General features: G+C 63.3%; 28 protein-coding genes and 2 pseudogenes. 19 read left to right on the top strand and 11 right to left on the bottom strand.

The window, feature by feature from the left end; genetic code table 11:
- Window positions 1–128 precede the first annotated feature (128 nt).
- Window positions 129–1,199, bottom strand: coding sequence for an alcohol dehydrogenase family protein (locus tag ACXYMW_RS10720; RefSeq protein WP_459035313.1), 1,071 nt, complete (start codon window positions 1,197–1,199; stop codon window positions 129–131).
- 70 nt (window positions 1,200–1,269) lie between these two features.
- On the opposite strand from ACXYMW_RS10720, the gene ACXYMW_RS10715 reads away from it, so the two are divergent.
- Entirely contained in the window at window positions 1,270–1,797 is a 528-nt protein-coding gene (locus ACXYMW_RS10715; RefSeq protein WP_459035312.1) for a TetR/AcrR family transcriptional regulator, read from the top strand.
- 13 nt (window positions 1,798–1,810) lie between these two features.
- Here ACXYMW_RS10715 and ACXYMW_RS10710 read toward each other — a convergent pair whose 3' ends face one another.
- Window positions 1,811–2,059 (bottom strand): DUF6552 family protein, encoded by a 249-nt coding sequence (locus ACXYMW_RS10710; RefSeq protein ID WP_459035311.1) that lies wholly within the window; start codon window positions 2,057–2,059, stop codon window positions 1,811–1,813.
- Window positions 2,049–2,753, bottom strand: a complete 705-nt coding sequence (locus tag ACXYMW_RS10705; RefSeq protein WP_459035310.1) for an SDR family oxidoreductase — start codon at window positions 2,751–2,753, stop codon at window positions 2,049–2,051. The genes ACXYMW_RS10710 and ACXYMW_RS10705 overlap by 11 nt, the downstream gene beginning before the upstream one ends.
- Window positions 2,754–2,871: 118 nt before the next feature.
- Here ACXYMW_RS10705 and ACXYMW_RS10700 point away from each other — a divergent pair, with 118 nt between their 5' ends.
- The 4 genes and pseudogenes from ACXYMW_RS10700 (at window position 2,872) to ACXYMW_RS10685 (ending at window position 6,036) form a co-directional block, all read left to right on the top strand.
- The gene (locus tag ACXYMW_RS10700; protein WP_459035309.1) at window positions 2,872–3,762 is read left to right on the top strand and encodes a LysR substrate-binding domain-containing protein; all 891 of its coding nucleotides are present in this window, start codon (window positions 2,872–2,874) and stop codon (window positions 3,760–3,762) included.
- Window positions 3,763–3,989: 227 nt separating this feature from the next.
- The gene (locus ACXYMW_RS10695; protein WP_459035308.1) at window positions 3,990–4,694 is read left to right on the top strand and encodes an IS6 family transposase; all 705 of its coding nucleotides are present in this window, start codon (window positions 3,990–3,992) and stop codon (window positions 4,692–4,694) included.
- 137 nt (window positions 4,695–4,831) lie between these two features.
- A pseudogene (locus tag ACXYMW_RS10690) lies at window positions 4,832–5,146 on the top strand (transposase); the annotation flags it as partial.
- A gap of 155 nt (window positions 5,147–5,301) precedes the next feature.
- Window positions 5,302–6,036, top strand: a complete 735-nt coding sequence (locus tag ACXYMW_RS10685; RefSeq protein WP_459035307.1) for a Crp/Fnr family transcriptional regulator — start codon at window positions 5,302–5,304, stop codon at window positions 6,034–6,036.
- A 51-nt stretch (window positions 6,037–6,087) separates the two neighbouring features.
- Here the strand turns inward: ACXYMW_RS10685 and ACXYMW_RS10680 are convergent, their stop codons facing one another.
- From ACXYMW_RS10680 to ACXYMW_RS10670, 3 genes are all read right to left on the bottom strand, one after another.
- Window positions 6,088–6,276: a hypothetical protein gene (locus tag ACXYMW_RS10680; RefSeq protein WP_459035306.1), complete on the bottom strand. Its 189-nt coding sequence runs from the start codon at window positions 6,274–6,276 to the stop codon at window positions 6,088–6,090.
- Between the two features lie 213 nt (window positions 6,277–6,489).
- Complete coding sequence (locus ACXYMW_RS10675) at window positions 6,490–6,810, bottom strand: hypothetical protein (protein ID WP_459035305.1); 321 nt, start codon at window positions 6,808–6,810, stop codon at window positions 6,490–6,492.
- Between the two features lie 89 nt (window positions 6,811–6,899).
- Window positions 6,900–7,325, bottom strand: coding sequence for a hypothetical protein (locus ACXYMW_RS10670; RefSeq protein WP_459035304.1), 426 nt, complete (start codon window positions 7,323–7,325; stop codon window positions 6,900–6,902).
- A gap of 272 nt (window positions 7,326–7,597) precedes the next feature.
- Here ACXYMW_RS10670 and ACXYMW_RS10665 point away from each other — a divergent pair, with 272 nt between their 5' ends.
- The 14 genes from ACXYMW_RS10665 to ACXYMW_RS10600 all read left to right on the top strand — a co-directional run bounded on the left by ACXYMW_RS10665 (window position 7,598) and on the right by ACXYMW_RS10600 (window position 16,966).
- A complete protein-coding gene (locus ACXYMW_RS10665) occupies window positions 7,598–7,912 on the top strand; it encodes a hypothetical protein (protein WP_459035303.1) in 315 nt (104 codons plus the stop codon).
- Window positions 7,909–8,295 carry a hypothetical protein gene (locus ACXYMW_RS10660; protein ID WP_459035302.1) on the top strand — a complete coding sequence of 129 codons (387 nt, stop codon included), beginning with the start codon at window positions 7,909–7,911 and terminating at the stop codon, window positions 8,293–8,295. Before ACXYMW_RS10665 ends, ACXYMW_RS10660 begins: the two co-directional genes overlap by 4 nt.
- Complete coding sequence (locus tag ACXYMW_RS10655; RefSeq protein ID WP_459035301.1) at window positions 8,292–8,765, top strand: hypothetical protein; 474 nt, start codon at window positions 8,292–8,294, stop codon at window positions 8,763–8,765. Before ACXYMW_RS10660 ends, ACXYMW_RS10655 begins: the two co-directional genes overlap by 4 nt.
- On the top strand, window positions 8,762–9,748 hold the full coding sequence (locus tag ACXYMW_RS10650; RefSeq protein ID WP_459035300.1) for a hypothetical protein: 987 nt from the start codon (window positions 8,762–8,764) through the stop codon (window positions 9,746–9,748). Before ACXYMW_RS10655 ends, ACXYMW_RS10650 begins: the two co-directional genes overlap by 4 nt.
- Before the next feature lie 34 nt (window positions 9,749–9,782).
- A complete protein-coding gene (locus ACXYMW_RS10645) occupies window positions 9,783–10,589 on the top strand; it encodes a transglutaminase-like domain-containing protein (RefSeq protein ID WP_459035322.1) in 807 nt (268 codons plus the stop codon).
- A 90-nt stretch (window positions 10,590–10,679) separates the two neighbouring features.
- Complete coding sequence (locus ACXYMW_RS10640; RefSeq protein WP_459035299.1) at window positions 10,680–10,859, top strand: hypothetical protein; 180 nt, start codon at window positions 10,680–10,682, stop codon at window positions 10,857–10,859.
- Between the two features lie 78 nt (window positions 10,860–10,937).
- Entirely contained in the window at window positions 10,938–11,471 is a 534-nt protein-coding gene (locus tag ACXYMW_RS10635) for a hypothetical protein (protein WP_459035298.1), read from the top strand.
- A 257-nt stretch (window positions 11,472–11,728) separates the two neighbouring features.
- On the top strand, window positions 11,729–12,196 hold the full coding sequence (locus ACXYMW_RS10630) for a transglutaminase N-terminal domain-containing protein (protein WP_459035297.1): 468 nt from the start codon (window positions 11,729–11,731) through the stop codon (window positions 12,194–12,196).
- The gene (locus ACXYMW_RS10625) at window positions 12,197–12,652 is read left to right on the top strand and encodes a transglutaminase-like domain-containing protein (RefSeq protein WP_459035321.1); all 456 of its coding nucleotides are present in this window, start codon (window positions 12,197–12,199) and stop codon (window positions 12,650–12,652) included.
- Window positions 12,653–13,132: 480 nt separating this feature from the next.
- Complete coding sequence (locus ACXYMW_RS10620) at window positions 13,133–13,837, top strand: IS6 family transposase (protein ID WP_459035296.1); 705 nt, start codon at window positions 13,133–13,135, stop codon at window positions 13,835–13,837.
- Between the two features lie 301 nt (window positions 13,838–14,138).
- Window positions 14,139–14,405, top strand: coding sequence for a ribbon-helix-helix domain-containing protein (locus ACXYMW_RS10615; protein ID WP_459035295.1), 267 nt, complete (start codon window positions 14,139–14,141; stop codon window positions 14,403–14,405).
- Between the two features lie 4 nt (window positions 14,406–14,409).
- A complete protein-coding gene (locus ACXYMW_RS10610) occupies window positions 14,410–14,718 on the top strand; it encodes a type II toxin-antitoxin system RelE/ParE family toxin (protein ID WP_459035294.1) in 309 nt (102 codons plus the stop codon).
- 87 nt (window positions 14,719–14,805) lie between these two features.
- On the top strand, window positions 14,806–15,090 hold the full coding sequence (locus ACXYMW_RS10605) for a hypothetical protein (protein WP_459035293.1): 285 nt from the start codon (window positions 14,806–14,808) through the stop codon (window positions 15,088–15,090).
- 214 nt (window positions 15,091–15,304) lie between these two features.
- Window positions 15,305–16,966 (top strand): trypsin-like peptidase domain-containing protein, encoded by a 1,662-nt coding sequence (locus ACXYMW_RS10600; protein ID WP_459035320.1) that lies wholly within the window; start codon window positions 15,305–15,307, stop codon window positions 16,964–16,966.
- Between the two features lie 3 nt (window positions 16,967–16,969).
- On the opposite strand, the gene ACXYMW_RS10595 is transcribed toward ACXYMW_RS10600, so the two are convergent.
- The 5 genes and pseudogenes from ACXYMW_RS10595 to ACXYMW_RS10575 all read right to left on the bottom strand — a co-directional run bounded on the left by ACXYMW_RS10595 (window position 16,970) and on the right by ACXYMW_RS10575 (window position 22,518).
- Window positions 16,970–18,019 (bottom strand): hypothetical protein, encoded by a 1,050-nt coding sequence (locus ACXYMW_RS10595; RefSeq protein ID WP_459035292.1) that lies wholly within the window; start codon window positions 18,017–18,019, stop codon window positions 16,970–16,972.
- A gap of 500 nt (window positions 18,020–18,519) precedes the next feature.
- A pseudogene (locus ACXYMW_RS10590) lies at window positions 18,520–19,587 on the bottom strand (vitamin B12-dependent ribonucleotide reductase); the annotation flags it as partial.
- Window positions 19,588–19,765: 178 nt separating this feature from the next.
- The gene (locus tag ACXYMW_RS10585; RefSeq protein ID WP_459035291.1) at window positions 19,766–20,260 is read right to left on the bottom strand and encodes a hypothetical protein; all 495 of its coding nucleotides are present in this window, start codon (window positions 20,258–20,260) and stop codon (window positions 19,766–19,768) included.
- Window positions 20,261–20,323: 63 nt separating this feature from the next.
- Entirely contained in the window at window positions 20,324–21,469 is a 1,146-nt protein-coding gene (locus ACXYMW_RS10580) for a hypothetical protein (protein ID WP_459035290.1), read from the bottom strand.
- A complete protein-coding gene (locus ACXYMW_RS10575) occupies window positions 21,466–22,518 on the bottom strand; it encodes a RepB family plasmid replication initiator protein (protein ID WP_459035289.1) in 1,053 nt (350 codons plus the stop codon). The genes ACXYMW_RS10580 and ACXYMW_RS10575 overlap by 4 nt, the downstream gene beginning before the upstream one ends.
- Between the last annotated feature and the right edge of the window lie 153 nt (window positions 22,519–22,671).

Here is a 22,671-nt window from a genome sequence, read left to right as displayed (position 1 = left end):
GCGGGGAAGTCCCGACCGATGAATGCCGCGCCCTGCGGACAAGGGGCTCCATCACCGGTCGACATCTGGCACGATCCGGCCCTGATCGATGCCGAGCCGTATGATCAGTGTGGCTTGCGCAAAGGGCGTCAGCCCGCGATCACAATCCCGATCTTGCCCATGTGCGACTTCTCGAGGAACGCCTCTTGTGCCACGCGCAGATCGCGCAGCTCGAAGGTCTCTGCCAGCACGGGCCGGATCTCGCCCCGCTCGATATACCCGATCAGGTCGGTGAAGACGCCCGGGTCCTGCCGGGTGCTGCCGATCAGCATCAGGTCCTTGAGGTAGAGTGTGCGCAGGTCCAGCTCGACGATCGGCCCGGCGATCGCACCGGAAGTCACGTAGCGGCCGCGCACCGCCAGCGCCTCGAGCAGCGCGGGCCAGCGTGGTCCGCCGACGATGTCGAGCACGACGTCGAAGGCGTGCTCGGGCAGCGAGTCGTCGCGACCGAGAATAGCGGCGGCGCCGAGCGTCTTCAGATCCTCTGCCTTGGCCGGGCTGGTCACTGCCGTCACATGCGCGCCGCGCCGTTCGGCGAGCTGCACCGCCTCCGAGCCGACACCGCTCGAGGCGCCGGTGATCAGCACCCGCTCGGCACCGAGTCCGACGCGCTGGATCATCCCCTCGGCGGTCGAGAAGGCGCAGGGGAAGGAGGCAAGCTCCACGTCCGAGAGCGGGCTGTCGATGCGGAGCGCGTGTTCGCTCTCAATGGTGGTGAACTCGGCGAAGCCGCCGTCGCGCTCCGAGCCGAAGGTCACCAGCGCATCGGCGCCACCGCCCGCCGGTCGGTGCATCGGCCGCACCAGCACCCGCTCGCCTATGCGGGCCGCATCCACCCCGTCGCCCACCGCGACGATCTCGCCGCAGCAATCGGCGCCCTGAATGCGCGGAAAGCTCAGCGCGCCGGACCATCCGCCGTCGGCATCCGAGGCGCCGTCATAGCCCGTGGCCGCGGCGGAGTTAGTATCGCCGCGCACCGCTTTCGAATACCAGCCGGTGCGGGTGTTCACGTCAGTGTTGTTGACCGCCGAGGCACCGACGCGGATCAGCACCTCGCCCGCAGCGGGGCGCGGCACAGGCACATCCTCGCGCCATTCCAGCCGGTCGAGGCCGCCATGGCCTGTCAGCACCATCGCCTTCATCGTGTCGGGGAGGGGCATCGGGTCGCTCCGTCATGTAGAATGTTCGCTCTACTTGCGTAGGTAGATGGATCACTCTACATGGTCAAGCATGACCGATACGATGACCAGGATCGCCGCCGGGCTGGAGCGGGCCTTCGCCACCTACGGCTTCGCCGAACCCAGCGTCGAAGATCTGCGCGACGCCGCAGGCGTCAGCCTGCGCACGCTCTACAAATACGCGCCCTCGCGCGCCGACATGGTGCTGGCGGCGTTGGAGCATCGCCATGGGCGCTACCTCTCCCACCTCTTCGATGAGCTGCCAGATGCGCCGGAGGCCGCGCTCGACGGGCTGCTCGACCGGGTCGGGGTGTGGATGGCGACCGAGACCTCGCATGGCTGCCTATTCCACGGCGCCGTAGCGGCAGACCCAGGCAGCGAAGGGCTGCGCGCGCTGCTCGCGCGGCACAAGGCCGAGGTGGCCCGCCGTGCAGCCGCTGCCACCGGGCTTGACGGCCATGAAATCGACCTGTTGGTGATCTTGGAGGGTCTCACGCAGGCTTGGTCGCTGCATCGCGCCGCCGCCGTGACCAGCGCGAAGCGGCTGGGGCACGGTCTGCGGATGAGTGGCGCTGCGTGACGGCGCCTCTCCTTCACGTGCGCGCCATGCCCGCCAGCATCGCGCCGAGAGCGACAAAGTGGATCAATATGATCGCCCGGTCGTTCCAGAGAACCCCGACGATCAGCCAGCCAAGAACCCCGGCGACGAAGAGGTAGAGGTTCCACGGCGTCCAGCCAAAGGCGGTCCCGGCATAGCCGAGGATCTGGATGACAGAGGCCGCCCACTTGATGGCGAAGGCCGTGCCTTCGCGGCCCGCGAGGCTGACCACCTCAGACGCCACGCGTAAGCCCCCCGTCGATCCGCCAGTTCTGGCCAGTGACATAGCCGCCACCCTCAGAGGCGAGCCAGCCGATCAGCGATGACACCTCTTCTTCGCGCCCGTAGCGGCCCATTGGGATACGCGCGCGTCGGTCCTCCGTCTCAGGCAAGCTGTCGATGAAGCCAGGCAGCACGTTGTTCATCCGGATGTTCTGTGCCGCGTATTTGTCGGCGTAGAGCTTGGCGAAACCGGCGAGGCCGGCCCGGAAGACACCTGAAGTCGGGAACAGCGGATCGGGCTCGAACACAGCGAAGGTCGAGATATTGATGATCGCCCCGCCGCCCTGAGCTGCCATGATCGGCGTGACCAGCCGGGTCGGGCGGATCACGTTCATCAGGTAGACGTCGAGCCCGTCGTGCCAGTCCTCGTCGGTGATCTCGAGGATGTCACCCTTGGGGCCGTGGCCTGCCGAGTTCACCAGCACGTCGACCCGCCCCCAGCGGTGCATCGCGCCCTCGACCAGTAGCGTCAGGTCCTCGACCGAGCGGTTGGAACCGGTGACCCCGAAGCCGCCAAGCTCCTTTCCCAAGGCCTCGCCCTTGCCGGAGGAGGACAGCACCCCGACCTTGAAACCATCAGCCGTCAACTGCCGGGCGGCACCCGCACCCATGCCGCTGCCGCCCGCCGTTATCAAGGCTACTTTTTCTATCGTCATTTCTACATGCTCCGCATCTTTCCCGTGGCGTCCATCTCGCCTATGCATGTGTAGATACGGATAAGGGGCGCATGCGACCAGCCAAGCACAGCTGTTGCGTGGGTGTAGGAGAACTATCGTGACGAGCGAAGCCAATCTGCCGTCCCTGAACGGCCTGCGCGCTTTCTCGGCTGCCGGCAGGCACCTGTCCTTCCGCGCAGCGGCGGAGGAACTGGGCGTGACGCAGGGCGCCGTGGCACAGCAGGTGCGCGGGCTGGAGGAACGTCTCGGCCTGCGCCTGTTCCTGCGCGAGCCGCGGGGGCTCAGCTTCACAGAAGAGGGGCGGACCTACCATGCTGCGGTCTCCCGGGCCTTCTCCCAGCTCTCTGACGCGACCGGCGCGCTCCTGGACACACCCTCGCGTGTGACGATCAGCGTGACCCCGACCTTTGCCTCGAAATGGCTCATTCCGCGTCTGGCCGAGTTCACTGAGGCCCATCCAGGTATCGACCTCCGGATCACGGCGACCGAGCGGGTCATGAGCTTCCATGCCGACGGCATCGACATCGCGGTGCGGCAGGGACGCCCGCCGTTCGGGGCGAGCCTGCGCGCCGAGTTGCTGTTCCCGCAGCAGGTTGTCGCAGTCTGCTCACCGCAGCTCACGTCCCCGGACAACCTCCCCATCGATGCGGCCGCACTGTCCCGTATGACCCTGCTGCACGACGCGCATGATCTCTGGCCGCAGTTCCTTGAGATGGCCTTCGGAACCGTGCCGACGGCTTCACGCGGTCTGCACTTCAGCCAGACGACCCTGAGCCTCGACGCGGCCTTGGCCGGTCAGGGTGTCGCCCTGGCCAGCCGCTTCCTTGCGCAGCGTGACCTTGATGCGGGTCGCCTGGTGCGTGCTGTCCCAGCCACACTGGAGGGTGGTCAGGATTTCTACGCCCTTCTGCCTCGACAGGGCGCATCCGGGGCGGCACTTCAGGTGATGGAGTGGCTACTCAGCATGGCGCACGAGGAAATTCGATAGGGATCGAAAGGCGGGCAACGAGCGCGATATTTCGCTAAGCGGCGACTACAGGCTTTCGACTACACGACCGCTTCGGCAATGTAAGGAAGATCCCCGCGCTCAGCCCGACGTTCCGGCCAGGGCGGTTCACAGCGATTGGCATCTCGCTGCATGCACAAAGCCGACGAGGGGAGCTGTCAGAGCAACCGCCCTTGAGCCGGGGCGGCACGGTCATCTAGCGTCGCGGGATGACCAAACGCAGCCCGTTCCGCTACTTCAAGACGTCGCCCGAGATCATCCGTCTCGCGGTCATGCTCTACATCCGCTTCCCGCTGTCGCTGCGAAACGTCGAGGATCTGCTGCACGAGCGCGGCATCGATGTGAGCCACGAAACCGTCCGCTACTGGTGGCGCCGCTTCGGTCCGGTATTCGCGGCCGAGATCCGGAAACGCCGGGTTGGGGGTATGCGGTCGAGCCGATGGCGGTGGCACCTTGATGAGATGTTCGTGAAGATAAACGGCGAGCAGCATTATCTGTGGCGGGCCGTGGATCACGAGGGCGAGGTCCTGGAAAACTACGTGACCAGGCGACGGGACAGGAAGGCCGCGTTGAACTTCCTCAGGCGAGCGATGCGTCGGCATGGCAAACCGGCGGCAATCGTGACCGACAAGCTGAGGTCCTACGGCGCGGCGCTTAAATCAATAGGGGCCGGCGCCCGCCAAGAGACTGGCCGCTGGGCGAATAATCGTGCGGAGAACTCCCACTTGCCGTTCCGACGACGCGAGCGCGCGATGCTTCGGTTCAGGCGGCTGCGAAGCCTTCAGATGTTCGCAGCCGTTCATGCCTCCATCTCGAACCATTTCAACTCGGAGCGCAGCCTCTCATCCCGTGCCAACTTCAAGCTGAACCGCGCCGCCGCTCTCGCCGAGTGGCGCGGGCTCTGCGCGACCTAAGGGCAGAACTCCTTACCTAAGCGGAGACTGGTTCGCATTTGTCTGACAGCACCCTCGCGAGGTCTACGGCGTAATCATGCAGCGCCAGAAGCAGATCAACGCGACCGGCATCGCCGCTTGACAAACAGAAGGGCGTCCAGGGATCCCAGTTCACGTCCTTCGCCTGGACGGACCGGCTCCGCCGATCCGGCGTGCGCATCTCGATGGATGGGAAAGGCCGGTTCCTCGACAACATCTTCATCGAGAGGCTGTGGCGCACCCTGAAATACGAGTGCGTCTACCTGCATGCCTGGGAGACCGGTTCGGAAACAAAGGCGGCCATCCGGAAATGGATGACCTTCTACAACCACCAGCGCCCGCACTCAGCACTCGACGGCAAGCCACCGGCGCTGGTCTACTGGCAGAGAAATGATATCAACCAATCCGATCAGCAGGTGCAACGAGTAGCTTAAATTACGCCAGATCCTGTCCAACGATCGGGGAGTAGCTCAGATGGCGAGGATCAAATACATCCGTACTTCTCGCAGGAAGCGCGCTATGCTGAACTGATCGAGAGCAGTGTCCAGGCCGATTTCCACTCCTGCGTCACGTCACGCTGGGAGCCTCCATGACATCAGTCGAAGGCAGCCCCCTGACCCGAAAGCTCTCGGCTTTCGTCGCTCTGTCGGAGATCGAACTGGCCGTGCTTGAACGACTGCACCAGCGTCGCCGCTCCTTCGTTGCGGGGCGTGACATGGTTCATCAGGGGCAGTCGGCTCGGGCCGCGTATATTTTGTCCGCGGGTTGGGTCTGTTCCTACAAGCTGCAAGCCGACGGGACGCGGCAGATCGTCGATTTCCAGGTGCCGGGAGATTTCCTCGGGTTGCGGAGCGTCCTGTTGCGCACGTCGGACCACAGCTTCGAGCCCATCGTCGACATTGAGGCCGCTGAAGTGCAGACGAGCGATCTTCTCGATGCCTTCGAGCGGACGCCGCGCCTCGCGACCGCAATACTCTGGGCAGCGTCAAGGGACGAAGCGATGGTAGTGGAGCATCTCGTCGGGATCGGTCGCCGTGACGCTGAGGCCCGCATGGCGCATTTCCTGCTGGAGCTGGGATCGCGGCTGGCGTTGGTAGGCATCGGCAGCAGGGAAGGATTCGATTGCCCTCTGACGCAATACCACCTCGCCGATACGCTGGGGTTGAGCGCGGTCCATGTGAACCGCGTCCTGCGGCAGCTTCGCGAGAGTGGACTGGTGACCTTTCGGGGCGGCCGCGTGATGTTTCACGACTATGGCGGGCTGGTGGAACTTGCCGAGTTCGACCCGGCATATCTGGACCAGACCGGGCCGCTCCTGAAATGAAAGGGCCGCCTTGCAGCAGGCGGCCCCGGTGATAACGCCAGACGGTTGCGTTTACGTTAGGGCGCGGGTCGCCGCGTCGAGTTCCTTATTGGTCTCGGCGTCGTTTTTTGCCGTGTTCGCCTTCTCGGCTGCATGGTAATGTTTCATCGCTGCAGCTTTTTTGGGTCCGGCGGGGGCGTTCACACAAGCGGCTTTGACGGATTTCATCTTGTCGGCGGTCTTGATTTGTTCGGGAGGCATGGAATGTGTCCTTTCTGGACGCTCCGAGAATAAGAAGCGTGTCGGCATGTTGTCCCTTGGAGATCGACACGCCCACACGCTTCTCAGGTGCTCAGAAAAACATGCGCCACCAAATACTCGGCGGGCACGTCTCAACTGACAGGAGTCGGCGCCCCGCCGCACTGACGCAGGTTAGCCTCGACGCCTGCGGGAGGTCGGTTGCTCGTGCGCTTATCAATTCAACGCAGTTTGCTGGTGGGAAATCCTCAGCCAGGTGTCCTCATCATTGAGATAGGTAGAGGCACAGAGGGCCTTGTAGATCGGCACATCGGGTTTTTCTGCCGAGACACGATAGGTGAGAATGGCGATATCATGACACCGCATCACGCGCCGTTCAGCCATGACAACGGTGCGCCAGTCGGTCCTTTCACGAAGGTGGGTCCAAATCTGATCGCCCTGAAGGATGCCGGGCGGATAGGGGAAGACCATGACCGCGTTGGTCGCAGTGGTTGCCCGCGCGTTGTCCGCGCCACTGGTCCAGAAGTGTTCCTCCATGTCCCAGAGAACGCTCTGTTCGCGAGGCGAAGGCGTGCCGGACTCGTGTGCCGCATGTTCCGGTCTGCCCATGCTTGCAGTTGAGACGGTCATTCGCCTGACCCCGACCCGCCAACCATGAACATCTGAAACAGTACAAAGATGATCGCGAGCACCGCCCAGATCGCTCCGCTTGTTCCCGGGCGACCATCGGCCACCGTCGAGGCAGCGCGCTGCAGGGCACCTGACGTCGGTCCTTCGGGAAGCAGCTGGCTCAGGTCTCGTGCAATCCTGCCGTGATCGCTGGCGAGCGCAGGAACGTCCCGAAATCGGGCAAGAAGCGTTCCCAAGCGTGCCCGCGCGGCGTCGCGCCCCAGCGTGACTAGTTCAGCTGTTTCATTCCATGGATCGAGGCCAAGCCGCGCGAGCGTGGAGAGCACAGTCACGGCATAGCCGTTCCGGTCCTCGCCGACCGACGCATAGAGAAACCGATCGAACTCGGGCGGGTGCGGGTTGAGAACATTGGGGGCGACCATCGCCAATCCTTTCAAGGGTTGCAGGAATGCAGGTCATCCCTGTTTCCCAAAGAATACGCGCAGGCCGGTCTCGCCGCCCTTACACAGGTCAGTACGGGCCACTGCCTCCAGGAAGGTCGCAGCCGGTTCGGTGCCCGAGACTAACATGCGTCAGCGCCGGTCGAACGATCCCGAGGTACAAGACACTCAATCGTTCGACTGGTCCGTCCCGCACTCCAAGGGGCCGCCAACAGTGGTGAGCGACGGATCTGCCAACATCGCGGAGACCAGAGATGAACATGCGGTCGACCAGATCGACGGTGACGTTTTCGAGCCGGTTCACCTTGCCTGGATTCCCGGGCGATCTGCCCCCGGGCGACTACGAGGCTCTCGTCGAAGAGGAACTTCTTCAGGGGCTGAGCTTCGAGGCGTATCGCCGGACCGCGACCTACCTGACGGTGCGCGGAAGGGGCGGTCATGCAGGACGGACAGAGTTGCGGGCGATTTCCGACAGCGACCTGAAAGAGGCGCTGAGCCGGGATCGGGCCGCGACTGAGAAAAGCAATCACGGCGAGGCGGCGCCTTCTCCGCAGGAGGACTTGAAATGAATGCTCCCGAATGGCTCAAGCCCGGCGTCTATGGTGCCGTGATCGGTGCGGTTTTCGTCGGCGTGGTCGGTTTTACCTGGGGCGGCTGGGTGACCGGCGGAACCGCGAATGACAGGGCGATGGCGATGTCCCAAGGCGATGTCGTCGCCTCCATGGTGCCGGTTTGCCTTGAGATGGCACAGTCCGACCCAGCACGGGCCGAAAAGCTTGAAACGATCCGGGCCGCGTCGACCTATCAGCGGCGCGATGCCCTGATGGAGGCGGGCTGGGCGACGGTGCCAGGAACAGATGCTCCGAACCGCGATATCGCGCAGGCCTGCCTAGCAGCCCTTGATGTTAACGCGTTGCCGGAGCGCCCGGGAAGCGCGGTCGATGAAGGATGAACCGCGCCATGCCGATAGCATCCCCAGAGACCACCGAGCTCGAACGGCGTGTGCTGGCTCATGAACGGATCCTGCAAGCTCTGATAGCCTACATGGCCCGTACCGAACCGCGTTTCGTGGACCACCTGCGAGAACGGTTCGTGGAGCCGATGAAAGTGACCCAGCGCGAGCACGACGACCGCGAAACCGACGATTATGCGGCAGAATTCATTCGCACCGTGATGCTCCTCGGAGAAGTGCGCGTGCCAAAGGCGAAGGAGCCGGAAATGACCGACATGAGACCCGTGCCGCCGAAAAGCAGAGGAGCAAAGGATTCTTCCATGGACCGGCCGGCACAGCGCGGTGGGGTTCAGGTTCGCGAAAGAAACGGCATCTGGGAGGTGCAGGTTGATGGCAAGTTTCGCGGCGACTACCATCAGAAGGAACATGCTCTTGCCGCTGCGGCCTTGCAAAAATTGTCGCCCCGATGACCAGCAGCACCCAGCCCACAGTCCCGACAGACTTCTCGATCCAGGTGGCTGAGAACGAAGGCATGCCAACGAGACCGAATTCCAGAGCCTCCCCGCTACCGGCCGCGCCCACTCGACGGCTGACCGGAACGCTCACGCTTGGGCTATCGAGGACTCGCGCGGCAACCGGCGGGCTCTGGTCCGCCAAGGAACAAGTTGCGATGAGACATCCCTTAGCGAGGCTGATCGCGCGGACGGCAGCCATAGCCGGTGTGATCGCCTCTTTCGCCTTTCCCGTGCTTGCGCAGGATGGAACCGGCCCAATGCCGGAGAACGCCCAGCCGCGCAGCTATGGCGGCGGATGGGTCTGCGATCTAGGTTTCCGTGTGGAGGGCGCCGAATGCCTGCCTCTCGACATCCCCGAGCATGCCTATCCAACCGGGCGCTCCTACGGGACGGGGTGGGAGTGCAACCGAGGGTACGAGGAGGTGGACGGGACGTCCTGCAATCCCATCCCGGTGCCCGCGAATGCCTTCCTCCGGTCTTCCGGTTACGATTGGCAATGCGAACGCGGGTTCCGGCAGGAGGAAGAGACATGCGTGCCCATCGTTCTTCCCGAGCGTGCCTACCTGACAGACGATGCCTCGGGGACGGGATGGACCTGTGATCGTGGCTATGAGGCTGTTGCAGGGACATGTTCGCCGATTGCCGTGCCAGAGAACGCGTATCTGACCAACGCGGACTACGGCGCCGCCTGGGCTTGTGAGAGAGGCTTCGTCAGAAACGACGACCGATGCGACGCCGTTGTCGTGCCGTCGAATGCTTATCTGGACGAGGCATCCTATGGACCGGGCTGGAGCTGCGAGCGCGGATACGAGGTGCTGAATGGCGCCTGCGTCGCCATCGATCTGCCGGAGAACGCCTATCTCGACCGATCCGGCAACCGGTGGAGCTGCAATCGAGGTTTCCAGCTCTCCGACGGGGCGTGCGTCCTTGGAAGATGAGGGTGACAGAACGATGCGCAGCCGTGTGTCCGGCATGCACGTCAGCATAGGGTGTCGTCTCCGATACAGCTTCCCGCAACCGACGCCGCTGATTGCGATGCTGAACGTCCACTACTCGCGCTTCGGCGATCTGGAGCGTGCCGACTATCTTGTGACGTCGCCGAGCGTGCCGCTTGAAAGCTACCGGGATGGCTTCGGCAACTGGTGCACGCGCGTCCTGGCTCCGGCGGGCGACTTCTGTCTGTCGACGGATGGCATCTTCCGCGACACGGGCCAGCCTGATCCCACGATGCCCGGCGCGCGGCAGCACGCGGTTCAGGATCTTCCTTTCGAGACGCTCGTGTTCTTGCAGGGCAGCCGGTATTGCGACACCGACCTTCTATCGGAGGAGGCGTGGCGCCTTTTCGAGACCTCGGATCCCGGATGGTCGCGGGTCCAGGCGATCTGCGATTTCGTGCATGGACATGTCCGCTTCGACTATATGCAAGCGAAGGCGACGCGCACCGCATCGCAGACCCTCGCCGAGCGACAGGGTGTCTGCCGCGACTTTGCCCATCTCGCCATCGCGCTGTGTCGTTGCATGAACATTCCGGCCCGCTACTGCACCGGATATCTGAGCGACATCGGTGAACCTCTGCCTCATCCGCCAGGGGATTTTGCTGCCTGGATGGAGGTATTCCTTGCTGGGGAATGGCACATGTTCGACCCGCGGAACAACAAGCCGAGGTTTGCGAGAATCCTGATCGCGCGCGGTCGCGATGCTGCCGATGTCCCTCTGACCCAGACCTTCGACCAGAACACTTTGACGGAATTCAAGGTCTGGACGGATGAATTGGCCTGACTGACCTCGGCTTCTTTTTCGATGCACCATCGCAAATTGGGTCGCCAGCCCCCATATGTACAGTACCGATGCGAGGTATCCCGGTCCGACATGGACGAGGAGTTGGCGTCGGAAAATCAAAGGATCGATGACATGTCCTTCAAGGACCTGACCGCCAGGGCTGCGGCTGCGCTAAAGCCCAAGCCTGCGAAAACAGCGACGACCCCTCCCAAGGAGACCGAGCCCAAGGCTTCTGGCAAGGATGCACCCGCCAATTCCAAGACATCTTGAGGGTGTACACCGGTTACCCGCCTCATTTCTCGTGAGGGGCGCGGACCGCCCACAGCACCATGGGAAAGGAACGCGCGAATGGAAGATCTGATGAGCAAGACCGTTGCAGTTTTTTCCCGGCCGTTCACCGTTCCGGGCTTTGACGAGACGCTCCCGGCGGGAGAGTACGAGATCGAAACGGAGGTGGCTTCACCCCCTGATCAACGGGATCCCGCAGCCTGGAAAGCCTCCGTCCTTGTGAAGCTTCATCCCCGGATATCTCATCCGGGACTTGCACGGACTCTGACTGTTTCCCTTGCCGACCTCGACCAAGCACGTGCCAGGGACAAGCTGACCGGCAGGGAGTTGTCCGACGTTTTCCTTGAAGAAATGCTGGCCGATCCGATGGTACAGCTCGTGATGAAGGCCGACGGAGTCTCCGAGGCGCACCTGCGACATCTCTATTCCCGGTCTGGGACGTCCGATCCGAATCTGGCTGCGCCGCCGTCGAAGACGACCGCCCGAGGAGCGCGGGACGAAGAGTCGATCCGGACCGCCGAAAACGAAGGCATGCCTTCACGACCGGACTCGCCGCCGTCCTCACGCACCCGTCTGGCTGCGGGGAAAACATGACGGCGGACGAGGCCATCGCCGAGGGTGACGTACCGGACATCGCGACCCCAAGGGCCGTAGGTGATGTTCCGCAAGAACGCCGGTGCCTGCGATGCGAAACCTCGTTCTGGAGCGGAGGCTTCGGAGAACGGATTTGCCGACGCTGCAAGGGGTTGAATGCCTGGCGGAACGCCGCGCCCGTCAGCGGGGGCGCATCTCGCCGCCGCTGATCCCCACAGCTGCGCGCCGTCTTCCTCAGTCCTAACTGGAACATCATTTTGGCCTGCCTCGAGATCGTTCACACCACGACCTACAGATATCGTCAAAAGGTCCCTCTTGGGCCCCATCGGTTGATGCTACGTCCCCGAGAAACAAGGGAACTGCGACTACTTGCGCATGCCCTCTCCATTTCTCCAACGGCGACGGTGACCTGGGCGCATGACGTGGCCAGCAACGCTGTCGCCACCGCCGTCTTTGACGGCGTGACGGATCATCTGGTGATCGAGAGCCGTGCCACAGTGGATCTCACCGCGCCTGCATGGCCGGTCTTTGCCATCGCCGCCTCGGCCGCGCAGTACCCCTTTGTCTACGCCGACGACGAATGGACGGAGCTGGGCGCGTTGACGGTTCCGCAATATCCCGACCCGGGCGGTCGGCTTTCCCTATGGGTCGAGGGCTTTGTCATGGCGCGCCCGACCGACACGCTGTCCTTGCTGAAGGACATCAGCAATGGTGTGTTCACCTAGATTTCCTACCAGAGCCGCGACACTGAAGGCACCCAGGCACCGATCGAGACGCTCGACCGGCGATGGGGCTCGTGCCGTGATCTTGCGGTCCTGCTCGCCGAAGCCGCGCGCACACTTGGACTCGGTTCCCGCATCGTATCCGGCTATCTGTCAGATGCGGAAGAATGCCTTTTGGGTTCTGCGGGTTCCGGGTCCACCCATGCCTGGGTCGAGATATTTGTCCCCGGTGCCGGATGGATTGCCTTCGATCCCACGAACCGAAGCTTCGGGTCCCGGAACCTGATACCACTCGCCGTGGCCCGAAACATCACACAGGTGACCCCGGTGGCAGGCAACTTTGTCGGAACGAACGTCGATTTGCTCTCGATGGAGGTATTCGTAATAGTGGAGAGTGCTTCGGCACAAGACAACTCGCTACTGGCCCAAAGAGGCGGGGCGGACATCGCGCTTGTCTAATGGCGTTTCGGTGGGACTGGCTTGCGCCTGCTGGCTTAAACCTATCCATAACAATGCTTTAATGACCGGAGAAGGTTGGACGTCAGGCCCATCCCCTCCGCCACTTGCACATTGCAAACCCGAAAAACAGGTCCCTCGCGGGGCCTTTTTCTTTATGTGCCAATGGGCTTTGCAGGGACCATCCGCCCTTCGGAGACGGCCCAGCCGCGCGAGGTCGGTCTCCAAACGCCCACCGTCTCTTTCCAGCCGCCCCTCGCTCCCGGCGAGACGGGTTCAAATTCCCCATAAACTTCAGTAACCTGGCGAGGTTGCGCTGCGCCCCAGTTTCGCTGGTTCCGGCTTGTCTCAAAACAGGCGGAGACGCGACACGGGCGGCGTGGTCGTTGGTATGTCTTGGGAGTTTTGCGCGAAGGTCGTGAGGTGGCACCGTCAGAGAAACTCCGCTTGAGCCGGGGCAGGGCGGGCATCTAGCTTCGCGGGATGACCAAACGCAGCCCGTTCCGCTACTTCAAGACCTCGCCCGAGATCATCCGTCTCGCGGTCATGCTCTACATCCGCTTCCCGCTGTCGCTGCGAAACGTCGAGGATCTGCTGCACGAACGCGGCATCGATGTGAGCCACGAAACCGTCCGCTACTGGTGGCGCCGCTTCGGTCCGGTATTCGCGGCCGAGATCCGGAAACGCCGGGTTGGCGGTATGCGGTCGAGCCGATGGCGGTGGCACCTTGACGAGATGTTCGTGAAGATAAACGGCGAGCATCATAATCTGTGGCGGGCCGTGGATCACGAGGGCGAGGTCCTGGAAAGCTACGTGACCAAGCGACGGGACAGGAAGGCCGCGTTGAACTTCCTCAGGCGAGCGATGCGCCGGCACGGCAAACCGGCCGCAATCGTGACCGACAATCTGAGATCCTACAGTGCGGCTCTCAAATCAATAGGGGCCGGCGCCCGCCAAGAGACTGCTCGCTGGGCGAATAATCGTGCGGAGAACTCCCACTTGCCGTTCCGACGACGCGAGCGCGCGATGCTGCGCTTCAGACGGCTGCGAAGCCTTCAGTTGTTCGCATCCGTTCATGCCTCCATCTCGAACCATTTCAACTCGGAGCGCAGCCTCTCGTCCCGCGCCAACTTCAAGCTGAACCGCGCCGCCGCTCTCGCCGAGTGGCGCGGGCTCTGCGCGGGCTGAGGGTAGAGCGCCTTACCCAAGCGGAGACTGGTTCGCATTTGTCTGACAGCACCGCCACTTGCCTCGCAAAAGCGGTTTTCCCGATCCCACTGCGACCGGATTTCCCCTGTTCTCAAAGGGGTTTGTGAGACGACCGCAAGACGCGCGTTTCATCGTACGTCGGGCAAGAGAAGATGGCGTCGCACATCGCTACTGGCACGCCGCGCGGGAAGGGTAGAACGGACCGTCGCCCGCCAAGCGCACCCCTTGTTTCGTGTGCGATATTGGTTATCTTGAACACATGCGATTTAGGCAGAGCGCCATGCCTCGGACCACCACCACCACCACCACCATGACCGTGCGCGTTAGCGGCGCGCTCAGTGAGTTCGTCGCGAAGAATGTCGGCGAGGACGGCGCCTATGAGAATGTCAGCGAGTACATCCGCGATCTGATCCGTCGCGACAAGGAGCGCGTCGAGCGTGAAGCCTTCGACCGGCTGAAGGCCGAGTTGAACCGTGCCTTTGCCGCGCCTGAGGAGAGCTACAAGCCCCTGACGGCCGCCGAGGTGATCGCCCGGAACCGGACCTGAGCGCATGGCGATCCGGATCGAGGGGGCGGCGTCCGTCCGGCTCGACGAGATCTACAGATACACGCGCGAAACGTGGGGCGAGGCGCAGGCCGAGAGCTACGTCGCCGGCTTGTTCGCCGCATTCGAGAAGATCGAATCGCGCGGTGTGCGTTCACTGGCCGTGCCAGCTGAATTCGGGGTGGAAGGGTATTTCTTCCGGTACGAGCGGCATTTCGTCTATGGGAGGCACCTTTCGAACGGCGATATCGGTATTGTCACGATCCTTCATGAGCGGATGCATCGGATTGATCGTTTCAAGGAGGCTTTTGAGTAATGCCAGCGCTGCTACCGGCCGGGCAGACTTGCAGAATGTTGGCGCCCGGCCCCATGCTCTCCGCCAAAAAATTTCAGAGAGGTCGACATGAGCGATTTGCCCGAAGGCGTTGAGATCGAGTTTCTGGGCACCTTCTGCCCCGTCCAGGCGGAAGGCTCGGTGAACGGCAGGCCTTTGTACTTCCGGGCCCGCGGAACGCAGTGGTCCTTGGGCATCGGGAAAGACCCCATTCTTGCGCCGGACTGGCGCTGTCGTATCCCCTACGAGGGTGACGGCCCCTACGCTGCCGGGTGGATCGATCAGGACGAGGCCCTCAAGTTCATCTCTCAGGCCGTCACCTGGTGGCGGGAAGGCAAGCCGTCTTTCGGGTGACCAGTCTTCAGGCCTGCGAAACGCAGGCTGAGCACGACTATTGCAAATTCGGTCTGTATCTCTGGAAGCGAATTGATGGCTGGTTTTGCGAGGTTTCCGGGATACACTCCGGGGTATGAGACTCGCGAGAACGCTCACTACAGCCCTGTTTGCAAGCCTCTGCGCAACCGCGGGAGGCGCCGCCCCCTTTTTTCAGGATGGCATGTGCGCCTTGGTGATCGCCTCGCGCCCATCGCTGAATGAGGCGCGGAGCTACATTCTTGAGAATGGTTGGCAGAACGCAGCGTCAGTTTTCAAAAGCGACAATGGCTGGTACGCGATTGCCGTTGATCTCGTACCCGTGCGTGCCGCGGCATCAATTCTCGATTCCCGGAAACGCTCAGGCGTCTACCCGCATGACGCGTATTGCTCGACCGGGCAGAAGTACATTCGTCGTGTCGACTGGAGGACGACCAACGCCCCTGCTGCGGTGCCCGTTTCGACCGGGCTTTGGGAGGAATTTGACGCTCGACCTCTTTCAACCGCGGAGAAGGGGTTCCTGCAGGCCGCGCTGGCGATGGAGGGCTACTACAATGGCCTTCTCGACGGCATCTGGGGGAATGGCAGCCAACGCGCGCTCGAGCGTTACACCGCAGCGGAGTTCGACACGGACAAGCCGGCAAATGCGCATGCTGCCTGGCTCGCGGCCGGCATCCTGAATGAGTGGGTCGAAGGAGGCTGGGAGTACCAGCTCATCGACCACCTTGCGATCTCGGCGATGCTTCCCCTAGAGAACATGCGCATCACCGAAGAGGCCGGTCCGAAGGTGCGGTGGGAGCACAATTCCCTGCCGTTGACGGTCATCCTCGACGACCTTCGCTCGCAGAGACTACTCGAGGTTCACTCTGGCTTCGCGAACTACAACCGGGCAATCGGGGAGCCCTACACGCTGCGCGGAGACGACACCTGGGTCACTTCGGTCCGCTCCAGCGATGGAACAGCCTACGTCCGCAGTGACCTGATCCAGGGCACCTGGTCGACGATCTCCGTGTTCGCCGATGCCGAGCTGTCGGGAGAGTTGGCCCTGATTGCGGCGAGCATTCAGCCTGGACCGCCACAGGACATCGTCCCGGCCGAGAGCGGCTACCTTGTACGGTACACTAAAGACCTCGGTCGCTTTCTCGAAGAGGACACCGATGAGGAAGACCGCTACGAGGCCCCGGAGCAGCCTGGAGCGCTTGCGCGCGCCGCCCCGCCCGAAACCCCTGGCGCGCCGAAGGACGACAAGTCCGGCAGCAGTGGAACTGCATTCTACGTCACCGATGACGGCGTCGCGCTCACGAACGCGCATGTAGTAGAAGGATGCTCGGGCGTATCTCTGGACGGTCAGCCCGCCGAGGTGATGGCCGTCAGCAGTGTCTTCGACCTCGCTGCCCTGCGCCTCATCGGGAAGCACGAAACCTCACCGCTCGCATTCGGACAGGGCGACGCCTCGCTGAATGCCGACATCACGATTGCCGGGTACCCGCTCCACGGGCTGCTCGGAGGGCTCAACGTCAGCCGCGGGAGTGTGAGCTCATTGAAGGGCTTGCAAGGTGACGAGACCAGCTTCCAGATCTCGGCGCCCGTTCAGCCGGGCAACAGTGGTGGCCCCGTCATTGATCGCAACGGAGCCGTCGTCGGCGTGGTCGTCGCGAAGCTCGATGCAGTGGCGGTCGCAGACGCGATTGGCGACATCGCGCAGAACGTCAACTTCGCCATCCGCGGTTCTCTCGCGAAGGCATTCATGTCCTCGAACGGGATCGCCTACGACACTCACCCGCAAGCTGAAACGCTGGCACCGGAGGATGCGGCCGTCCTCCTGCAAAACGCGACGCACCTCGTCGAATGCCATTGACCGTCAACCGGCACGCTTGATCGTGACGTCGAAGTCGCCGCGATCCTCGCCGTGCTCAGTGGTGCCCCGCAGCGGGACCTTCACTTCGGAGCCGCGCCGCAGCGCGTGGTGCGACGCGATGCAGAGCGAAAGGGCAGCTTGCCCGAGGGCCGACATGGTCTCCCCACCGGTCTCGTCGGGCTCGCTGAGGGGAGCTTTGCGCAGGATGCCGTTGACCTCCTTCATCATCTCTCGGCTATAGAAAAAGCAATCGGGGTGCAGGGCAGCTTCCCGGGAAATGCGCCGGCGGTGATCCCTGAGCCAGGCATCGGGCGACTGCTCCGCGCTGCTGTCTGCTTGAGCGTCCTCTTGCCGCTGCATGCGCGACAGCTCGGCAGCCCCGAGGGCCAGGGCACGGACAAGGTCACGGCGGGCGTCCTTGGGCTTCCAGGCTGCGGGATCGAGCGTCCAGGCGCGGGGAACCTCACCTTCCGGAGCAGGTCGCCCTGCGAGCGTGTCCGCGGCTTGAAGGGCGTAGCACCCCGCCGCAGCGGCCAGCCGTCCACCGGGGTAGGAGTCATCGTTCTCGGCGCTCCACCCTTCCAAGGTGCGCTGCCTGACGCACTCGGCTTCGACCTCCCGCAGGACGCTTTTCAGAATGTCGTCCGGATGCCCGAACCGTCGGTTCACGATGTCGGCCATGATGCCGAGCTGGAGCATCCGGTCGATCACCGCCTGGATGCGGTCCGCGTCGTCGGCATCCATGCCACCTGAGCGGCTGGTGCGCAGGTATCCGGCGACCGCGGAGCTGATCTCGTCGTCGATCTGCGCTCGCGTCAGGCGCCGCTGGTCGAACAGGTTCTTGAGCACGCTCTCCGCATCCCGGGCTTCCTCCTTCGCTTTGGCCACCTCGCTCCGGGCCTCCGCCAGCAGCCGGTCCCGCTCGTTCAGGATGTCCTGGAACCTCCGGGTCGAGACGACGACGTAGCCTTGCCGGTACTCGAGGTCCTTCTCCCCCGAAAGCACGGAGTCGATGGCGGAGGCGTCGGTCTGCGAGACGGTGTCGGAGGTCATTCGGTACCTTTCATGGGGGGAATAGAGGATTCTGAAATTCAGGCGGAGGGCGTGGCGCCCGGCATGTCAGGGTATTCTGGCAATGGTCTCTCGAAAGGCACCATTTCAGAGTTTTCGGAAGGATCGGCGAGCGCGAAGAGTTCGTAGCGCTTCCCCGTGACCGGGTGCTCCACGATCTCCCGCTCGGGGTCGGCGTAGACCGTCAGCATGGGCTGGCCGATCCGGTCGACTTCCTGGTTCAAGTACAGGGTCACTGCGCGCGCGCCTCCTCGAAGCTCATTTCGTCGATCAGAACGATGTCGTGCTCGGTCTCCAGCCAGGCCCGCGCCCCACAGTTCAGCTGGGAGCCGTTGTAGACGGCGCGGGTGCGGCCCTCGAACTCCACTTCGCGGGCATACCGGGTCCGGCCGTCGGGGCACTTCACGGTATAGACGGGGCGGTTGCCCCCATCCTTGGCGTTCATCCCGATGTGCTGCCGGTTCACGTGAACGATGGTGGGCTGCCGACTTCACCGCGGCCTTCAGCGCGGGGTTTGCCTGGGGGTCGTGCGCGTCGGGGCCTTCCATCCCGGCGACGGCCGCGAAGATCTCGTTCAGCTTCTCCTGGTGGATCTTCGAGCCGGCCACGAGGGCCGCGACCTTCTCCTCCTCCTTCACCTTCCAGGAGACGAACTCCTCGACGTCCGGGTGATCCACATCGCAGATCACCATCTTCGCTGCGCGGCGGGTCGTGCCGCCCGACTTGATGGCGCCGGCCGCGCGGTCACCAATCTTCAGGAAGGACATCAGGCCGGAGGACTTGCCGCCGCCCGAGAGGCTCTCGCCCGCGCCGCGGATGTCGGAGAAGTTCGTGCCGGTCCCCGAGCCGTACTTGAAGAGACGGGCCTCGCGCTCCCAAAGATCCATGATCCCGCCCTCGTTCACCAGGTCATCGCTGACCGACTGGATGAAGCAGGCATGCGGCTGCGGATGCTCGTAGGCGGACTTCGACTTCACCATCTTCCCGGTGAACGGGTCGACGTAGTAGTGACCCTGGCTCGGGCCATCGATCCCGTAGGCCCAGTGCAGGCCGGTGTTGAACCATTGCGGCGAGTTCGGCGCCGAGCGCTGGGACGCCAGCAGGTAGCGCATCTCGTCGAAGTCGGTCTTCGCGTCGTCCTCGGTGGCGAAGTAGCCGGTCTTCCAGCCCCAGTAGGCCCAGGCGCCGGCGAGGCGGTCGAAGACCTGGCGGCTGTCGCTCTCGCCCACGTAACGCTCGTTCTCGGGCAGCTCCTCGAGAGCTTTCTTGTCCGCCACAGAGCGCTGCAGGAATTCCGGCACGCCCTTCTCCGCGACCTTCTTCAGGCGGGCCGGGGCACCGGCCTTGCGGAAGTACTTCTGGGCCAGAACGTCGGCGGCCACCTGGCTGAACCCCTTCGGTACCGCGAAGTCTTCCATCGAGAAGACGATCTCGCCGCTTGGCTGGCGAATTTGCGAGGTGCGGGGGGTGAACTCGATCAGCTCGTAGGGCCCGGCCTCACGCGTGAAAAAGCGGTCGAGCTTGAGACCCTGGTTGGCGGCAGACGTCATGGTATTCCTTTCTTCCAAATCTGTTTGTCGGCTCCGACAGGCGGCGAAGGAGCGAGGTATGCGGGCGGATCGCCAAGGACAATCCGGTGAATTTTGGAGACGACGCCGCCATCGGGGGCGCAAACGTCAACAGAGCAGACTTACCCTTCCCTTGTGTTGAAAGGATAAATTTCTGAAATCAGATCGACTTGATCGTCTCGATGGTCTTCGACCAGGATTTCGACTTCTCGAACGCCCGGCGCTGGGCATCATCAGAGCGCGCCGAACGCGGGGGCGCGGCCTTTGCAGGGCGATCCTCCAGAGCGGCAAGGTCGATGGCTTCCGGTTCGCTGCGATGGGTGGCCACCGGTGCCGCCGCGGAGGATTCCTGCGTCCGCGCGGGAGCGTCCGAGCTTTCCCGCTGGACGCGCCATTGCGCCCGGCGGGCCGGCGCCTGCACACCGCGTTCCTCGCGCCCGCGCTTCAGGGTTTCGTCCGACCAGTTCGACAGGGCAAACCGATTGGCCTCGAAGGAGGTGGGCACGGGCTTTGCCGCGGCCTTCTGGCGTTCAGGACGGCGCTCCGGATCGGGGGCCGCGGGCCAGTCGTCCTTCTTTGCTGGCTCGGGCGGCGGGGCAGGGCGATCTTCATCCCGGCCGAGGATGTCGTCGAAAAACTGGAAATCGGAGCTCATGCGGCAGTCTTCTCTGGGTTGCCAATGTTGTAAAGGATAGTCACCGTCTTGTCCATCCCAAGCTTAGGTGATCGCGCTGGAAATAAGAAATAGGTAGTAGTCGAGCGCCCATTCCCGCGATGCCGGTCGAATGTCGTTCAGGACCTCACCCTTCCATTCCGCTAAGCGCTTTGGGTTGTCGCCCTCCACGTCCACGTGGTTCTGGTTCAGCGCACGCCGCCGGGTCCCCCCGAGGGAGGCGATCTCTGCCTTGCGGTGCGAGGCTTCCTGCTCCGAGACCACCGGTGCCGTGCGGCCGGCGCGCTGGTAGGCGTTCATCAGCGACATGAAGCGTGCGGCAGGCGTGTCCTTCCCTTCCGGCGGGCCCTCCCGCTCGAACGAGGCCAGGAACTCCTCCTGCACGATCACCAGGTCGTCGCTGCCCAAGCCCATGCGAGCGGCTTCCACGGCGATGTAGGATTCCAGGTACAGCGGGTTGCGGGTGAACCACGTGCGGTGCGCGTGGATGGCGTCCGCCTTCCGGTCGATCTCGTACTGCTTCCGGATGCCGGCCGCGACCTGGCGCTTCATCTTCTCCGTCATCGTCGAGGGCTTCTCGGAGCGCTTCGCGCGCATGTACTCGATGCAGGTCGGAAAGAACTCCAGCTCATCGATGTCGATGTCGCCGATGCTCTCCTCGATCTCGTCGAGCCTCCGGCGTTCCTCGTAGGTCGCAGGCTCGGACCGCTCCTGCTGGTACCGGATCAGGCCTTCGAACGCCTTGTCGCAATGCTCACCGGTGGCCTCGCGAAGGAAGTACTTCGCGTTCAGGACCACGTCGTCGTCGCAATGCGCCTGGAGCGCGCGGGCCCACTCGATCTGGCGCTCCCAGAGGTGCTCGCGGATCGGGGCAACGATGTCTACGCCGTACCGGTCGAGGAGCTTGCGCACACAGCGCGGCGAGGGGGCATGCGGTTCCTTCGCCCGCATCTCGGCGTAGCGGTAGAACTGCAGTTCCGGCTTCTGCATCGCTGCCTCGCGGGTGGCGTCGTGCAGCGGGCGGGACAGGACGTCGTTCACCCATTCGCGGTAGAGGCTGTCGGCCGTGAAGCGGGTGCCCTCGACATCCTTCTCGACCAGGTCCTTCATGGTCTGCGGCACGCGCAGGGCGGCGGCGAGCTTCTTGGCGTATTCGAGAGGCCCGTTGATGTCGTACTTGTTGTAGGTCATTCGAACTCCGTCAGCAGGTTCTCGAGGATGTCAGCGTCGAACACGTCGATGTCCGGCTCGTGGGAGGCGTCGAACCTGAGGCGCAGCCATTGCAGGAACGCCGCGCCGGGATCCGTGACCTTCTGCTGTCGGGCGGTCTCGCGCCATTCGTCGAGGTATGCCGGCAAGTCGGCATCGCCGAGGGAGTTTGCTTCGAGGACCTGGAGGGCCTCCTGCATCGCCTCATGCGGCACCAGGAGATCGCGGCCGGTTTCCTCGTCGGTATGCCCGGTCAGCATGTCCACCGTCTGGGGATCGCGCCCCTTGGGCTTGCGGGCCTTCTCCAGCGTCAGCGCTTCGAGGGGAAGCTCGTTGCGCGGGACGACCTTGAATTCCATGGAGACGACCTTGCCGCCCCGCCCGCCGCGGATGTAGTCGACAACGACGCCGAACGGGGCCAGGCGGTTCACCTCGTTGACGGCCCTGTCGATGACCGAGCGCCGCAGGTTGTCGAACCGCTCATACTGATCGTCGGCGATGCCGAGCCGGGCGCGGAACTCGTCGACCGTGACGAGCCAGGAACGGTGGGTGCGCTTGTGGAAGAGCGACATGATCTCGAAGAGCTTGGCGCCCTGGGTGGTCTTGAACTGCTGGAACAGCGCCATGTTGATCTTCGCGTAGATCTTGGGCTCGAAGATGAACCGCATCAGGATGCTGTCGAAGGCGTATTCGAGGGTTCCGTTCGTCGTCCGGGAGACGTCGTAGGACAGGAAGTGGCAGCTCACCGAGCGCGACTGGCCCTCTTCTTCGTAGTCGATCTCGATCTTCACGCTGCTCAGGCTGCGGAGACTGCGCTCGAGCGAAGCCAGGTTCCTGTGCCCGAGATAGTTGAGCACATCAGCCACTGGGACAAACTGGATGCCGGTTTTGTCCTCCCGCCCGTAGGACTGGTGCAGCAGAAAGATGAACAGGCGCATGTCCTGGAGTTCGAGCTGGTACTTCCCGCGAGCCATGATGACCTCGTAGCTCTTGCGGACGGTCCCCTTCGCAGAGGTTTCATTCTTCTTCATAAGAAAGCCAAGTTCCCTACAGATCTTTGCAAGTCCACTTTCCTTTACGCGAGGAAAGTGCTCAAGGTCAAGGAAGGAATGAAGTGACCTTGTACGTTTTGGTAGGGATCTTCGAGCCGATTTTCGGGCGTTAATGTTAATTTAGTAGTGATC

This window comes from Roseivivax sp. CAU 1761, from assembly GCF_054482755.1.
Note: the sequence above shows the minus strand (reverse complement) of the source record. Positions and strands in the feature narration are given on the sequence as shown.

Coding starts and splice junctions, on each gene's coding strand:
- ACXYMW_RS10720 (WP_459035313.1), bottom strand. CDS start 1,199: ATGCCCCTCCCCGACACGATGAAGGCGATGGTGCTGACAGGCCATGGC.
- ACXYMW_RS10715 (WP_459035312.1), top strand. CDS start 1,270: ATGACCGATACGATGACCAGGATCGCCGCCGGGCTGGAGCGGGCCTTC.
- ACXYMW_RS10705 (WP_459035310.1), bottom strand. CDS start 2,753: ATGACGATAGAAAAAGTAGCCTTGATAACGGCGGGCGGCAGCGGCATG.
- ACXYMW_RS10695 (WP_459035308.1), top strand. CDS start 3,990: ATGACCAAACGCAGCCCGTTCCGCTACTTCAAGACGTCGCCCGAGATC.
- ACXYMW_RS10685 (WP_459035307.1), top strand. CDS start 5,302: ATGACATCAGTCGAAGGCAGCCCCCTGACCCGAAAGCTCTCGGCTTTC.
- ACXYMW_RS10680 (WP_459035306.1), bottom strand. CDS start 6,276: ATGCCTCCCGAACAAATCAAGACCGCCGACAAGATGAAATCCGTCAAA.
- ACXYMW_RS10675 (WP_459035305.1), bottom strand. CDS start 6,810: ATGGAGGAACACTTCTGGACCAGTGGCGCGGACAACGCGCGGGCAACC.
- ACXYMW_RS10670 (WP_459035304.1), bottom strand. CDS start 7,325: ATGGTCGCCCCCAATGTTCTCAACCCGCACCCGCCCGAGTTCGATCGG.
- ACXYMW_RS10665 (WP_459035303.1), top strand. CDS start 7,598: ATGAACATGCGGTCGACCAGATCGACGGTGACGTTTTCGAGCCGGTTC.
- ACXYMW_RS10660 (WP_459035302.1), top strand. CDS start 7,909: ATGAATGCTCCCGAATGGCTCAAGCCCGGCGTCTATGGTGCCGTGATC.
- ACXYMW_RS10655 (WP_459035301.1), top strand. CDS start 8,292: ATGAACCGCGCCATGCCGATAGCATCCCCAGAGACCACCGAGCTCGAA.
- ACXYMW_RS10650 (WP_459035300.1), top strand. CDS start 8,762: ATGACCAGCAGCACCCAGCCCACAGTCCCGACAGACTTCTCGATCCAG.
- ACXYMW_RS10645 (WP_459035322.1), top strand. CDS start 9,783: ATGCACGTCAGCATAGGGTGTCGTCTCCGATACAGCTTCCCGCAACCG.
- ACXYMW_RS10640 (WP_459035299.1), top strand. CDS start 10,680: ATGGACGAGGAGTTGGCGTCGGAAAATCAAAGGATCGATGACATGTCC.
- ACXYMW_RS10635 (WP_459035298.1), top strand. CDS start 10,938: ATGGAAGATCTGATGAGCAAGACCGTTGCAGTTTTTTCCCGGCCGTTC.
- ACXYMW_RS10620 (WP_459035296.1), top strand. CDS start 13,133: ATGACCAAACGCAGCCCGTTCCGCTACTTCAAGACCTCGCCCGAGATC.
- ACXYMW_RS10615 (WP_459035295.1), top strand. CDS start 14,139: ATGCCTCGGACCACCACCACCACCACCACCATGACCGTGCGCGTTAGC.
- ACXYMW_RS10610 (WP_459035294.1), top strand. CDS start 14,410: ATGGCGATCCGGATCGAGGGGGCGGCGTCCGTCCGGCTCGACGAGATC.
- ACXYMW_RS10605 (WP_459035293.1), top strand. CDS start 14,806: ATGAGCGATTTGCCCGAAGGCGTTGAGATCGAGTTTCTGGGCACCTTC.
- ACXYMW_RS10595 (WP_459035292.1), bottom strand. CDS start 18,019: ATGACCTCCGACACCGTCTCGCAGACCGACGCCTCCGCCATCGACTCC.
- ACXYMW_RS10585 (WP_459035291.1), bottom strand. CDS start 20,260: ATGAGCTCCGATTTCCAGTTTTTCGACGACATCCTCGGCCGGGATGAA.
- ACXYMW_RS10580 (WP_459035290.1), bottom strand. CDS start 21,469: ATGACCTACAACAAGTACGACATCAACGGGCCTCTCGAATACGCCAAG.
- ACXYMW_RS10575 (WP_459035289.1), bottom strand. CDS start 22,518: ATGAAGAAGAATGAAACCTCTGCGAAGGGGACCGTCCGCAAGAGCTAC.